Consider the following 14,517-nt stretch of genomic DNA (forward strand, 5'->3'; position numbering starts at 1 on the left):
ACAAAAGCGGCTAAGACGAATTCGGCGACTCTAATGCTTTCGTAAGGCTAATTAATGAAGACAGGGTCGTATATGTCCTTTTTGCCACATCAGCTACTTTTGCCTGAAGGGACAACCATTTCGTTTCCGACATGGATTTCTGAATGCCACGAACAAAATATCGCGCGCCGATGTTATATGATGCTGATAAATCGGCATGATAGACTTTTCCACTTGAAAATGTGGCGATGTCTTTTTTCCAATTTCGCTCGACTTCTCCGGAGCCATCAAATGCCAACTTGCTTGTATTACGAGCATTCACTCTCGACATACGCATACCGAGATAATGCGCCATCTCCGTCACCTTGTTCTGAATCCCTTTCTTTCGCCAGTAACGGAGTTTGAAGCGAAGTTTCTTTGCGCCCCAAAACACTTTCGGTGTTTTCATTTTATCAAGGTACTCAAAAACAATAACATCACAATCATTCTCGCTCGCAAATGTAATAATTTCATGCGACGTATTATTCACGATGTGCTTTTGAAGGCCGTTGATACTACGCCAAAAATTCGGCGCAGCAATCCAACCGGACGTGCGTTGTGCTTTGCGTAGTTTGTTCGTCAACGTATATAACCGGTCTTTTTCTTTGAGCTGATTGACAAACTTACGAGCCAAGACAGTGCCTTTTATATCCACGACTGAACAAACCGCAGAGTTGTTAATTCCGAGATCTACCGCACACACTTTTTGGTCGTTGATTTTTGTTTTATTTAATGTCACTTTTGATTGATAGCTGAAATTGAGGAAATACTTCTTACCGACTTTAACAAGCGTAGGGTTGCTTTCTTTCCAATCCCAAACGCCACGTTTATATAAGTCTTGTTCTTTGAAGATGATATCCACCCATACCCAATCATTGTTATGAAAAATTTTGATTTGAGCTGTTGAATCTGATGTTCGTTTAAACATATTACCTCGATAAAACACCGGGAATTCCTTGTGTTTTAATTGCAACCTCGGAGGACTCTTTTTGAAATTTTTTCCTTCGGCAAGCGCAATTGCTTTCTCTTCTTCCCAGTTACATAAATTGGAGCGATAGTTTTTCACTTTCCCAAACGCCGAAGCAATCGTACTCCTGCGAAAGTACGAAGGAAATTTATAAAATCGGGCATTAAATGCCCGGTACTTTGGAGAAGGATTTGATGTTGTCGTATGAATGAGCCTTTCCACCGCAGGAACGATGGATTTCATCGTCATCTCATCAAGGTTATCGAATTCTGTATCTATCACTTCGATAATAAAAGCCAGTGCATCGTTGTAGACATCTAGTGTTGCGTCAAATATACGAGAGTGATTCGTAATCTTGTGCGACAAGGTTTTGGCTATGTTCACCACCAAACCCTCCCTCGAAAGTTTTCCAAGGTTATCTATTTATAACGGAACATTTGTTTGATCTTATTATACCTTATACTGTATGCAAAGTCTAATTCTATACTTACCCAAAATGTTTTTAAAAATAAACAGGCCAAGACCTTAGCGCCTAACCCCCACTAATTCAAAGATTTTGAAGGGGAATGCGGCGCTAACTTTTTTGTTCAAATGTCATGATTTCCCACATATCATTGAGTTCCGTAACACGTCTTTCTTTTTCTTCCGTTGTCCACTGAAGCTTCACGGCCATGGCTTCGACGACTGCATCTTTATTTTCTCGCGCTGTATCGATATCAAACAAAAGATACGACGTGCGGCGAAGTAAAAAATCAACCGGAGTAAGCATCATTTCATGTTCCAAGGCGTATCTTAAAGACGCCCAAACAGCTTTCGGAAGCTGAAACCTATCGACCTCATCATCTTCAAGATACATGAACACTTGCGAGACGTTGGACCCGTAACGTTCCACCAACTCTCTGGCAGTTTTTTCATCTAGACCAAGTTTCATACCGGCGTTAACGAACGTTTTGTGAAAAGAAACAAATTCCTGCGAACCGCCAACATCTCCGCCCGAGAGGACAAGATTTTTCGTTTGGCAAGCCGGATAGGATTCTCCCGTTTCCTTTTCCAATTCCTCGGCGACCATCGAGACAATGGAATCAGCCATTTTACGGTAGCCGGTTAATTTTCCGCCGGCAATCGTCATTAAACCACTTTCCGAGTGAAAAATTTCGTCTTTGCGGGAAATGTCCGAAGGGTCCTTTCCTTCTTCATGAATGAGCGGGCGTAACCCCGACCAGCTCGATTCCACATCATCTGTGGCGATATGATAGCCCGGAAACATGGCATTGGTTGCTTTTATAATATAAGCAATATCCTCATCCGTCACCCCCGGTTCGCGCTCGTCCCCTTCATAATCCGTTTCCGTCGTTCCCACGTAGACTTTGTCTCCCCGCGGAATCGCGAACATCATTCTTCCGTCCTTAAAAGGCGTATCAAAATAAATCGCTTGTTGCAGAGGCAAACGCTTTTTGGAAAAGACGAGATGAACGCCTTTGGATAAATGAAGCGTTTTTCCGATTTTCGAACGATCCTGCTCTCGTAAGTGATCCACCCACGGGCCGGTCGCATTAACAACTTTCTTCGCGTAAATTTTGGACGTCCTATCGGTGGTCACGTCACGGGCAACAACCCCGATCACTTTGCCATTGTCATAAATAAACGACTCCGCCTTTATATAACTGGCAAGATGTGCACCCTTTTCCGCCGCTGTTTTCGCAACTTCCAACGTTAAGCGAGCATCATCGGTGCGATATTCCACATACATGCCGGCGCCGCGCAACTGTTTCTCCGCTAATATCGGCTCTTGTTGCTTTGCTTCTTTTGCACCCATCATCGTGCGCCTTTCCGCTTTTTTTACCCCGGCAAGCCGATCGTACACCGATAACCCCATCGATGTCGTAAAGGAGCCAAATGTTCCGCCTTTATAAAACGGCAACATCATGCGGATCGGCTCTGTCACATGCGGCGCATTTTCGTAAACAATTGCGCGTTCTTTTCCCACTTCCGCCACCGTTTTAATTTCAAAATTCTTCAGGTACCGCAAACCGCCGTGAATAAGCTTCGTGGAACGGCTCGACGTACCTGCCGCAAAATCCTGCATTTCAATCAGGCCTGTTTTAACCCCCCGGGTTTGGGCATCAAGCGCCGTTCCCACACCTGTAATGCCTCCACCGATAACCAACAGATCTAAATTCGTCTTACTCATATGTTCAATAGCCATGTCTCGTGATTGTGCAGAAAAAACCAATTCAATCCCTCCGTTCGCATTTACAACATTTGAAAACTTATCTACATAAAAAAGATCACAGGCCTCTCAACAGACGTATGGTCCACCCGCCTGTTTGATAGCTGTGATCTTCTCATTGACTCTGATCATTGCTTATTAACTTATCTTTAGTATACGGGAAATCTTTTTTGGCGTAAAGGCAAGAATACGCAATTTAAGCGTTTATACTTCTCTAAGCATAGCCTCAGAGTTTTTCTTTTGCCATGGAATTAGCTTCCATAATAAGATAAGCCCTACAAGCAATATTCCACATCCAATGTAGAGTTTCATATCCGAAATGAAAAGACAGGAGAAAAAAACCAATTGCAGGTCCACACGCGGCACCGAAATCTTGCACAACAGAATAATAAGTGAAAAAACGAACCCGGTTGCCGGATGAGGATACATCAACGGCGATGGCATCTGTTAGTGTGGTGAGCGCCGTACAAGCAACAAGTACAATGAGTACAATCAAAATCCAAACCAAAGGCAGGAAATCAAACGGAATCAATAAGAAACTTACGGTGCCTACAGATCATGACCCAATAAATATCGGTAATCTGCCATATATTCCATCAGACCAACGTCCGGTTTGCTTGGCTAAAAATGGTTCCCATCCCCATCTTAGAGCTTGCAATGCCCCTGACAATGCAGCTGCGGTGATAACTATCTCCCAATTTTGGATTTCTTCCCCATAATGATAAACAACGAGAGATGAAAGTGTACCCATAAAAACACCCTGTACTAAAAAAGTAATTAAAAAACCGGTGCTCATGATTAAAGGATTCTTTGCCAACACGTGTATTCCAAAAAAACCCTCCGCTCTTCTACGTTCTCCGGGTTTCTCCTTTCGTTCATTTTTAAAATAAGCTATCAATAAAATTACTCCAGCAGCTGACACTACCCCAAATGAGATTGATACCCAAGACAAACCAAATATTGGTGTCAATGCACCACCTACGAGCATTCCAACGAGACTCCCTAATCGATGAAGGCCGTTGTACACACCCATGGCTTCTCCTTGCTTTCCCTGTCCCCCATGGATTGCTACTGCCGATAAACCTCCAATCCTCAAAAATGACCAGGCCAAACCCCATAAAGCACGTAAAATGAACCAAGCCGCAAATCCTGAAACGATCCCATATCCAGCTGTTGTCATCACACTTATAATAACTGCAAATAAAAGTCCGGTTTTCAAGGAAATTTTTTTGATAAACCCACCCGACAAACGGGTTCAAAGGCAAACGTACTAAACGATTAACAGCAAGCAATACACCTACTTGCCATAATCTATCTTACCCTGCTTCTCTCCAATAAATAGGAAGCACAATGTAAAGCATAGAATCTCCAAGTAAGCAAAATGCAGTGACCAAAGCAATGGTAGCAATGCTTCTATTCGGTTTCCTCTTCTCGTCCGAAATTTGAAAACTCTCCTATAGCAAGTCCATAAAAATGCAAAGCCCACGAATTAATGGTAAAATACAGTAAAGAATCAATAGCATATATATAAAGGACTTTTTACCAATGAAAAAAAATCTACATTTAAATGATATTGTCCAGTCACAAGTAATCTCTGCTATCGACACTAAGGATAAAATTCCGATAGCAATTAATAGCGGGTGTAATGTAGCTTTTCTTTTAACTGGCGATATCCTTTTACTCCCTTCATATATAAAACAACTCCATGATGCAGGAATTTACGTTTTTGTTCATATGGATTTTATTGAGGGGCTTGCAAACGATAAAAGTGCTATTGATTATATCGTAAAAGAAATAAATCCAATTGGCATTATTTCCACAAAAAGCTTTGTAATTAAATTAGCAAAAAAACAAGGACTCCAAACGATTCAACGATTATTTTTGATTGATGGAAATGCAGTGAATAAAGGAATCGAAGTTACGCAAATTTCAAAACCGAACGCTATCGAATTGCTACCCGGTATCATTCCTAAAGTTATCGATCAATTCACCAAAAAGAGCGAGCTCCCCATCATTGCCGGGGGGCTTATTGAGCATCCCGAGGAAATTCATACTGCCCTCGAAGCTGGTGCGCTCGCTGTCTCTACAGGAGCACAGACATTATGGAATCAAGGTCTCTAGGGGCACGTGTAATTACACCACTCTACAGTCCAGCATTCCAAAGATCATTCGAAGTCATTGACACTGCCAGTGCTCCAGTTTCTAATGCTACATGGATTTCTTGTTTTGTATCAATGAGTCCCCCAACTATTATCGGCAAATGACTCGCAGTCGCAAACTGATCGATCGCTTTTGGAAGAACTCCCGGCATTAACTCTATCGCATCAGGTTTTGAATCGCTAACCATTTGAAGTCCCTTAGTGATTGCATTCCTATCTATAATGAACAATCTTTGAACGGTTAATAAATTATATTTTTTCGCGATTTTAATAATGTAACTCTTCGTAGTGATAATGCCTGTTGGTTTAACTTTTTCCACGATGAACTTTATTGCACTTCTATCATTTGAAAGCCCTTCTACTAAATCCATATGCACGAAAACACGTACATTTGATTCTTTTAGCTTTGTTACATAATGTGGCAAAGATAAAATGTTTCCCAGAAGCAAAAAGGCAACATTGCAAGATGAATCTATCGCTTCTTGGATTTGATTTTCAGAGCTAATTGCCGCAATAACTTGTGAGTCTATAATATCATCCATTGGAAAAAATAAGCTTGTCATAGTAGCAATCCCTTATTTTCAAATATTGAGCAAATCCTTTATGCTGTTTAATACATAATTGGGCTTAATCGTATGGCTATAAGCGGATTCTTCAGATGTAACTCCTGTTAAAACGAGAACGCTATTCCATCTATGGGAGTTAGCCATTGCGATGTCTGTTTCTAAACGATCGCCCACCATGTAGCAAGAAATTGGTGGTAGTTCCAATACTTCCTGTATTACATCAACCGCAATGGAAGATGGCTTTCCGGAAATATTCTTAATGCTTTCACCTGTGGCACCTTCGATTGCGCCAATTATCGCTCCAGTATCAGGCAATGGGCCTGTATCAGTGGGGCAGGTACGATCAGGGTTAGTCGCTATTAATTTTGCTCCCGATTCCCAAGCTCTAAATGCTTGGTGTAACTTCTCATAGGTGAAATCACGATCCCAAGAAATAGCAATATAGTCAGCATCTATCGGATTATGCGTTATTGATATATTATGATTTTGCAATTCCTGAAATAACGGCCATTCCCCTAATACCCATACCGTGTCATTAACTTTTAACTTTTTTTTGAGATAACGGGAGAGTATATAATTAGAGTTGAAAATTTCATCCAGCTTAGCATCAACTCCGAAAGCTTCTAATTTTTTTAGGAGGCCATAACGAGAGTACAAGGGATTATTAGAAAGAAATATCACCTTGTCTCCACGCTGCCTCAAAACATGAAGCGTATTTGCTGCTCCCTCTATTGCTTTTTTTCCTAAATAAATGGTTCCGTCTAAATCAAAGACATAGCCTCTCTTCAATTTTGCCACTTCCTCTATAAATAAATAGGACTTTATAACACACACTCGCTTATTCTAAAAATTTCGTGGGTGTTCGATGAAGCTGTCTGTTGCTCACCCGAGAACAATGCATAGAAAGCTATTCTGTCATCCGGTGCCCTTAAAACGTTTAGAATCGTACCGATCTAGCCAATTCCCGCCATCCATTAACAGTTTTTGCAGATCTGGAGACAGCTGTTCAAATATTTTTCATGCCTTCCCGGAGTTCAGGATAGGCGCCCTTCGAGAGATTCCTACAGCATATCGTCCGTCTTTCATCATCTGAGCGATCATGTGCGCATCTTTGACCGATAAACTGTCAGCGAATTCTTTGGTTTTTCCTTGACGCACACCGAATTCACGACGCAATGATCTTTGATTCAAAATTAAACTAATAGTGACCAGTGACCGGTCGGGTTCATACCCCAGGAGCATACATGTTATGACGTGCCGTATGATCCTAATGGGACCTATTTTTTGTTAATCCTCAAATTCTTTCCTGACAGAAATGCTCCTAATAAAGTGAGTTGTTTGATATTCGATTTCCAATTGTTTGTAATACTAAGACCAGTACAATAATGACCACAGCCATTGCCGATGCGTTGTACATATCACCACGCATAAGGTTTTGAAATACTTCCAGACTCATAGGTGACCACTGTGTGGGAGCCATTAAGATTGTTATGCTCGTTTCTCTGATGACTGTAACAAATACGAGTATTGAACCTGCAGCAATTCCCGGCAACATCAATGGTCCAACAATCGTAACAAGGGACATCAGCTTAGAAGCTCCTAAATTCACAGATGCCTCTTCAATGTCAGACCGAATAGCCATCATACTTCCCGTTGTCGATCGAATCATATAAGGCAATCGACGAATGGCATAAGCAACAATGAGGATAAAAGCTGTTCCAGTTAGCTGCAAAGGTGCAGTGTTAAACGTTTGGATAAAAGCTATCCCTAAAGCAATTCCAGGAACAACCAATGGTATAGTAGCTAGAAAATCAAGTTTCGATGATTTTTGTCTAACCACAAAATAGGAAATGAACGTCCCGACAATCACGCATATAAGAAGGGCTCCTCCAGCCAAAACAATACTGTTAACAATATTATCTGTCGAACGCGTGAAAATCGTTTGGTAATGATCAAACGTAAGTCCATTGGGTAATAGATCAGCCCCCCAAGTAGTTGCCAGTGACTGTAAGAATACTGATAAAATGGCTAGCGTTGGAACAAGTACAACTATGCTAGTATAAACGCTCAAAGTAATTTTCACTGCTTTATTGTTGTTTAACTTCGTCGCCCTGGGCTTTCCAGACAACGTTCCGTAATCCATCTTTTTAGTTACCAATCGCTGAAGCCAGAAAAAGATTGCGGCTACTCCCACCATGACAACCGTCAGAATAGCAGCACCTCCCCAATTAAAAAAACCGGATATCTCCCGATACGCCTCTACGACGATCAAATTCAAACCTTCAGGAGCTAGAATAATAGGGGTTCCAAAATCAGAAAAGCTAACTGCAAAGATCAATAAAGCACTGGAAATCATTCCTGGCAATGCTAATGGTACGGTCACGAAAAGCATTGTTGACCAGCTACGGGCACCCATATTTCGTGACGCTTCTTCCAATTGAATATCAGCGATTTTGAAGGCGGCCACCATTGGCCATAATGCTAATGGAAAAAAGAAGAAAACTTGTACAAGCACTATGGCAGTCATAGAGTAAACATCAAATAAACCACCTTCAGTGCCAAAAATAGAATTAAATATGGTACTTGTCCAGCCGGTACGACCAAACATGATAATGAATCCAGCTGCAGAAATGAAGGTTGGCACAACCACAGGCATTGTACATAGTGCTGCAAAAAGCCCCTTAAAGGGCATAGATGTGCGTGCGAACCCATAAGCAATTGGTAAACACATTAGTATTACAATAATCGAGACACTCACTGCTAACAGCAGACTATTATTTAATGCAGCAAAATAATTTGTTCCACCTGTAAACAATTCACGAAATTGATCTAGTGAAGCATTTGCAATCCTTCCAATATTATCAGATAATATATTAGGATCAACAAAAGAACCAAAAATGTTCACTGGTTCATTAGTGAAACTTATGATGAAAACAGATATCAAAGGAATAATAAGAAATAAAATGAAAAAACCAGTAATCAGCCATTTTATGACTTGTAAACTATCTACTTTTTTTAAAAAATTTTTTATAGGTGTTTTCTTTTGTGATTGTGAGGTGGTATTCGGCTTCATATGAGTACCACCCTCTCTTCAGGGATGTATAAAATTATGTTATCCCCTTCTTCATATATAGGGGTTCCTGTTGTGTAATCCTCCTCAACCGTAATACCCACTCCCCCAATATCGACATCATAGCGTATTAAAGGTCCGAAGTAGGTACTCATCGTTACTTGGCCTTCTACAATATTATCTCCATCATTTTTTTCTTTCAGAATTTCAATTCCTTCAGGCCGAATCAATGCCCTTTCCGAGGATTTAGTCGATGAATATCTCGTAAGCAATATAAAATTGTCATTAATTTTAATTCCCTTTTCATCTTGTGTAGAATCCGCTTTATAGATATTAGAAGAACCAACAAAATCAGCTACGAATGGGGTCTTTGGTTTGCTATACAATTCCGTAGGTGAGGCTTCTTGGATAATTTCACCATCCTTCATTACAGCGATTCGATCCGCCATACTCATCGCTTCCTCTTGATCATGTGTAACAAAAATGGTTGTGATTCCGAGTTCTTGTTGCATTCTACGTATAGTCGCTCTCATTGTATTACGTAATTTTTTATCAAGATTTGATAACGGTTCATCTAATAACAACACAGAAGGTTCCATTACAAGAGCTCTTGCAAGTGCAACACGTTGTTGTTGCCCACCTGATAATTCGCTGACTCCTCGATCTGCGAAATGATCAAGTTCCACATATTCCAAAATGCTCATGACCTTCTTATATATAGCATCTGTAGGTTTTCCAAGTCTACGACTCATGAGACGAGCGAAACTCTTTATCCTTTGCCCAGGAGAAGAACCATATAAATCACGAATAGTCAAACTGTAAGCAACGTTTTCAAATACATTATAATGCGGAAAGAGCGCATAACTTTGGAAGACCATTCCGCAGTCACGTCGATTGGCAGGAACTTGGTTAACCAATTCGCCCCCAATATATATTTCTCCGTCAGTCATGTCTTCAAAACCAGCTATACAGCGCATCGTTGTGGTTTTTCCACATCCTGATGGACCTAAGAGGGCATAGAACTCGCCCTCCTCAATATTTAGGTCCACACCTTTCAGTGCTTCTACATCGTCATAATATTTAACTAAATTGTTTACTGTTATCGAACCCATGATCTTCACACCTTTTTTTGTTGCTATTGGTATCTTGATTGCCATTCATCACGAGCATCATCATAATTTTCATTTATAAAATCGATATCAAGGTCCATAGAGTGATCCTCTAAGCTTTCAGCATCAAGAGGAGTTTGTGAATCAACATCGGGATGTAAAGGAATATGTCCCCAGTCTGCTTTAATTTGCTGTCCTTCTTCAGAAAGAAGAAATTCCATAAACTGTTCTGCACCCTCAGGATTGGGTCCATCTTCCACTACAGCAGCAGGGTTTACTAAAACAGGAGTCGATTCCGGAACATGAAAATCAACCGTTTCTCCTCTATCCTTCATTTGATAAGCCATAAAATCAAACCCAATACCGATAGACGCTTCTCCGGTCGTCACAGCCTCTGTAGGTGAAAGGCCAGAATCCGGCATCGCATTCATTTGCTCAACCAGTTCATCAAAGTATTCCCAGCCTTCATCTTCTCCTTTATCTAGTAATTGACTGAGAACAAGTAACGTTGATGTGCCAGAAGCAGCGGGATTAGGCATTTGGAGTTCACCTTCCCAACGTTCATCAAGCAGATCATCCCACGTTTCCGGAAGTTCATCTTCGGAGACCAGATCCGGATTATATGCAAATCCAAGCGCAAATAATTCTATCCCTACATACTGCCAGTCTTCATGTCGCATTCTTATGTCATCTTCAGTTACATCCCAATCGCTTGCCGCTTCAGGTTGGTAAGATTCTAATAACCCTTGTTCTACAGCATTTTCAAAAGGCATGAAGCCCCCACCGCCATACCATACATCAGCTTGAGGATTATCCGCTTCAGCCATCATTTGATTGACAAGTACATTCGTTCCTGCATACTCGACGTTTACTGACTCTCCGTGTTCTTCTTCATAGGCTTCTGCCAATTCTTCAGACATTTCGGGTGTTTCCGGTGAATACAAAGTAACTCCCGATCCTTCCCCACCACCACATGCCGACAGTACTGTTAAAAATCCTACAGACATTATTCCCATTGTCATTGTCTTTTTGCTCAAATTCATTGATACTCCCCCTTTTGTTTTTTCCACTTTCACATAAAACTATAAAAAGACGACCACAACAAACTATAGGAAATAGACTTTCCACATAGATTGTTAGGGTCGTCTCCTCATCTCTGCCCTAATATTCCTAATGTAATCCCTTACATTATTTAATTAATTCTTACTATATATTACGTTCACATATCTGTCAACTACCATTCTAAAATTATATTTAAAATGATCTAAAAAATGGCTCCTTAGAAGAAATCATTGACCAACCTCAACTTCGTGTACAGGGTTACGATGCATACCATCAGCAGTGACATGTATTTGCACATAGTAATTTGCTGCCTCTGCAAAAGTATAATCGGCTGTATATATCCCATTGCTCTCGTGTTCAGCATGAATAATGGTGCCCTTGTTTACATCATCTTCTTCAGGCCAAACTTCAAAGTATATGACATCCGCATTTTCGATCGGCTGTCCTTCCAGTGTAACTTCTGCTTGCAGGAGATATTCGTCTCCGACAGTACCCTGTGTATCATTTAATAATTCAATTTCCATCGTGGATTCCCCGGACGTGTCTTCGGTTGTTGTTTCCACATCTGCACTTAACATGATCCCCGTGTAGGCAATCAATACAAATAAAACGATATGGATCGGAGCGAACCTAGCAGACTCCATCTTGCCAACACTATAAATAAAAGAGGCAAGAACTGTCCCTGTTGCCACAATCAACAAAAACGTTGGAAAACTCATATTCCAGGTCACGATTTCTCCTGCAGAAAATTCCGTTGTAATCATTTGCATCGCGAGCTCAGACATGTTCGTATATTCCAATGTTTCCAATACGCCGTGCGGGGGTTCTTGCTCAGCCATCACTGCTGTAACGATGAAGACAAACGCGAGCACAGCACTTTCCATTCGCAACGAAAAACGTGGTGTGCGATTTGTTCCATTGGCCAGTCTTTTTTTCATGATAAAACCATGGGCAAAACCATAAAAAACGAGCGGGATAAACAACAAATGCTTGAGCAATTGCCATTGCCCGTAGGAAAGCAGCCAACTGTTCGTATATTCCGGAGTGATTAACGTGAGCATCCCCAATCCGCTGGCAAATAACAATAGCACCATCGTTATGGCAAATGGGGTGAACCAATGAAAAAAACGAAGCCAGCGATCATCGCCGGTGGAAAAAAATCCGACAACGAGCAATACCCCTGTCCAGGCCATGGCTGCAGCCATATGAATCACGTCAAAGAAATATCCCAGATTCGAAAGGGAGGCCGGATGTGAACTCCATGCCGATGCCAAAATCATGCCCAGTATGGGGAGCAAGAGGAGCCAGCGTTTTTCCTTCAGGGTGGAACGGGCGATCAACGTGATCGCAAGAAACAAGACAAAAACAATAAACCCTTGCCCGATGTTGAAGTCCAACAGGACAGACCCAAGTGCCGTAGGAAAAGGGTCCTGAGAAAGACTCGCCGTCTGTTCGGCAATCATTCCGAAAGGGATGAAGCTGAAAACAATTAGTGCGATCGCAAGCAACGCAATAAGAAAAGATGGGAGACGCAGCTTAGGCCGGTTGTTCCCTGAGATACCCTCTAAAATATGAACGCCAACAAAAACGGAAAGTGCGAGAAAGAGAGCAGCGTCTGCAAGGATAACCATTGCCTACGCTTTGTTCCTGCGGGTAATAATGAAAACGACAGCACCGATAATGATGAGTGCAAGAACAGCGGTTATCATCCAACCCGTGCCGCCCTCATCGGTCGTTTCGGCCGCAGCGGTTTCTTCTTCTTGGGTTGAAGCATCTTCGGTCGTTGTATTTTCTTCACTCGCTTCTTCCTCACCCGACTTCCCTTCTTCGACGTTTGCAGTTCCATTTTCTGCTTCTTCCTCCTCATCAATGGCTTCATCGATGTCAATCGTGAATGCGACTTCACCTTCGGTTGTATGCCCATCTTCCCCGAGCGCTTCCCATTCTACCGTATAATCACCTGAAGGCAACGGCCCAACAAGGGTCGCACTATATTCCGGACTTTCCACGCTTTCATCGGTGATTTCATATTCTTCTCCTTCGTCATCGAAAACAGTGGCCTTCGTTGCCAATTCGATGCCCGCATCAAAGATGAGGGTAATAGTATCGATGTCTTCATCAACACTGGAATCCTCGGCAGGATCAGACTCTTCTACATACGAGTGCGCAGATGTTATAGACATAAATGACAATGATAGGAAACCGGTAATGATTAAAATAGTAAGATATTTTATGATTGTCATAATCCCTCCCCTGCCTTTTGCTATTTATAAGAAATTAAGTCTGTTCTGCCGTCATTGTGCTTCTTTTTTTCCGATGCACAATTTGTGAAACATATAGCCCAAACTCATACAACAATATGAGGGGGATAATAAGCAAAACATCCGACACGAAATCAGGAGGTGTGATAAGAACAGAAAAAACAACCATTCCAAAATAAGCATATTTACGAACCTTGCGCATTTGCTCGGGGACAAACACCCCCAAAGACGTCAAAAACATCATGGCGATCGGCAATTGAAATACAAAACCTATCGGCAACGTTGTCATAAGCAAGAAAGAGAAATATTGCTGCGCGGTAATCATCATGTCAAAATGAATGGCTCCCAGTCCGATCAAGAATGAATACACGATGGGAAAAACAATAAAATATCCAAAAAGTAAACCTAGAACAAATAAAATGGCGCTTCCCGGGATATAGGTCAAAACCATTTTGCTTTCCTTCTCGGTTAAAGCCGGGCGAGCAAATTTCCATATTTCATAACCTACATAAGGGATAGAAAAACCAATGGCCAGTACCAATCCTACAAGAAAGTAAATACGCATGACTTCCATTGGGCCTAACAAAACTAGAGAAGTTTCTCCTGTGGAAGCGTGAGATGTCAAATACGGGATCAGCCAATGCATCAAAATGACCATAACAACGAGGGCAATACCTAAAAATAGAAGTGATCGAATAATCATACCACGTAGTTCACCATAATGTTCTATCGCTGTTTGATCTGTTGTTTGATTATTAACCATTCGATCACTCCCGGAAATCTAAATTTATCTATTATTAATCGTTTTTCCAATTAACTGATTCATTCTCTTTCGAAGCTGCCGATTCGTCCTTTTTAGCCTTTTATTCTTCATCGTCCTGTAGATTCACATCATCCATGATCTGGTTGGTAGATTTCTTAAAAGCCGATAATGTTTCACCAAAAGCAGAACCAATCTGTGGCAATTTTTTGGGACCGAAAATCAGAAGTGCTATTAACAATATAAGGATTAACCCTGGTATGCCAATCGTTCCTATACCTCCCATATCATTCGCCCACTTTCTTTATAAAAATC

The 14,517-nt window shown here is 41.3% G+C and carries 14 protein-coding genes; 1 reads left to right on the forward strand and 13 read right to left on the reverse strand.

The annotated features are described in order from the left end of the window. Window positions 1-10 precede the first annotated feature (10 nt). The 4 genes from HUG20_RS15030 to HUG20_RS19220 all read right to left on the reverse strand — a co-directional run bounded on the left by HUG20_RS15030 (window position 11) and on the right by HUG20_RS19220 (window position 4,398). The gene (locus tag HUG20_RS15030; protein WP_200085512.1) at window positions 11-1,369 is read right to left on the reverse strand and encodes a transposase; all 1,359 of its coding nucleotides are present in this window, start codon (window positions 1,367-1,369) and stop codon (window positions 11-13) included. Between the two features lie 190 nt (window positions 1,370-1,559). Next, window positions 1,560-3,191, reverse strand: coding sequence for a glycerol-3-phosphate dehydrogenase/oxidase (locus HUG20_RS15035; RefSeq protein WP_200090541.1), 1,632 nt, complete (start codon window positions 3,189-3,191; stop codon window positions 1,560-1,562). Window positions 3,192-3,441: 250 nt separating this feature from the next. Continuing rightward, window positions 3,442-3,747 carry a hypothetical protein gene (locus HUG20_RS19215; protein ID WP_246476437.1) on the reverse strand — a complete coding sequence of 102 codons (306 nt, stop codon included), beginning with the start codon at window positions 3,745-3,747 and terminating at the stop codon, window positions 3,442-3,444. Between the two features lie 24 nt (window positions 3,748-3,771). Then, window positions 3,772-4,398, reverse strand: coding sequence for an MFS transporter (locus HUG20_RS19220; protein ID WP_246476438.1), 627 nt, complete (start codon window positions 4,396-4,398; stop codon window positions 3,772-3,774). Between the two features lie 362 nt (window positions 4,399-4,760). Here HUG20_RS19220 and HUG20_RS15045 point away from each other — a divergent pair, with 362 nt between their 5' ends. Next, window positions 4,761-5,336, forward strand: coding sequence for a glycerol-3-phosphate responsive antiterminator (locus tag HUG20_RS15045; protein ID WP_200085513.1), 576 nt, complete (start codon window positions 4,761-4,763; stop codon window positions 5,334-5,336). Window positions 5,337-5,358: 22 nt separating this feature from the next. On the opposite strand, the gene HUG20_RS15050 is transcribed toward HUG20_RS15045, so the two are convergent. The 9 genes from HUG20_RS15050 to tatA form a co-directional block, all read right to left on the reverse strand. Continuing rightward, complete coding sequence (locus HUG20_RS15050; protein ID WP_246476439.1) at window positions 5,359-5,937, reverse strand: glycerol-3-phosphate responsive antiterminator; 579 nt, start codon at window positions 5,935-5,937, stop codon at window positions 5,359-5,361. Between the two features lie 18 nt (window positions 5,938-5,955). Then, window positions 5,956-6,729, reverse strand: a complete 774-nt coding sequence (locus HUG20_RS15055; RefSeq protein ID WP_200085514.1) for an HAD-IIA family hydrolase — start codon at window positions 6,727-6,729, stop codon at window positions 5,956-5,958. 532 nt (window positions 6,730-7,261) lie between these two features. Then, a complete protein-coding gene (locus tag HUG20_RS15060) occupies window positions 7,262-9,013 on the reverse strand; it encodes an ABC transporter permease (protein WP_200085515.1) in 1,752 nt (583 codons plus the stop codon). After that, a complete protein-coding gene (locus HUG20_RS15065) occupies window positions 9,010-10,167 on the reverse strand; it encodes an ABC transporter ATP-binding protein (RefSeq protein ID WP_246476440.1) in 1,158 nt (385 codons plus the stop codon). Before HUG20_RS15065 ends, HUG20_RS15060 begins: the two co-directional genes overlap by 4 nt. After that, entirely contained in the window at window positions 10,146-11,162 is a 1,017-nt protein-coding gene (locus HUG20_RS15070) for an ABC transporter substrate-binding protein (protein ID WP_200085516.1), read from the reverse strand. The genes HUG20_RS15065 and HUG20_RS15070 overlap by 22 nt, the downstream gene beginning before the upstream one ends. A 246-nt stretch (window positions 11,163-11,408) precedes the next feature. Then, window positions 11,409-12,812, reverse strand: a complete 1,404-nt coding sequence (locus tag HUG20_RS15075; RefSeq protein WP_200085517.1) for a CopD family protein — start codon at window positions 12,810-12,812, stop codon at window positions 11,409-11,411. A 3-nt stretch (window positions 12,813-12,815) separates the two neighbouring features. After that, window positions 12,816-13,424: a copper resistance CopC family protein gene (locus HUG20_RS15080; RefSeq protein ID WP_200085518.1), complete on the reverse strand. Its 609-nt coding sequence runs from the start codon at window positions 13,422-13,424 to the stop codon at window positions 12,816-12,818. A gap of 34 nt (window positions 13,425-13,458) precedes the next feature. Next, window positions 13,459-14,205 (reverse strand): twin-arginine translocase subunit TatC, encoded by a 747-nt coding sequence (tatC, locus tag HUG20_RS15085; protein WP_200085519.1) that lies wholly within the window; start codon window positions 14,203-14,205, stop codon window positions 13,459-13,461. A gap of 100 nt (window positions 14,206-14,305) precedes the next feature. Then, entirely contained in the window at window positions 14,306-14,488 is a 183-nt protein-coding gene (gene tatA / locus HUG20_RS15090) for a twin-arginine translocase TatA/TatE family subunit (RefSeq protein ID WP_200085520.1), read from the reverse strand. Window positions 14,489-14,517: the final 29 nt, after the last annotated feature.

The organism is Salicibibacter cibi (genome assembly GCF_016495865.1).
In the GTDB taxonomy this organism is placed as follows: Bacteria; Bacillota; Bacilli; order Bacillales; family Marinococcaceae; genus Salicibibacter; species Salicibibacter cibi.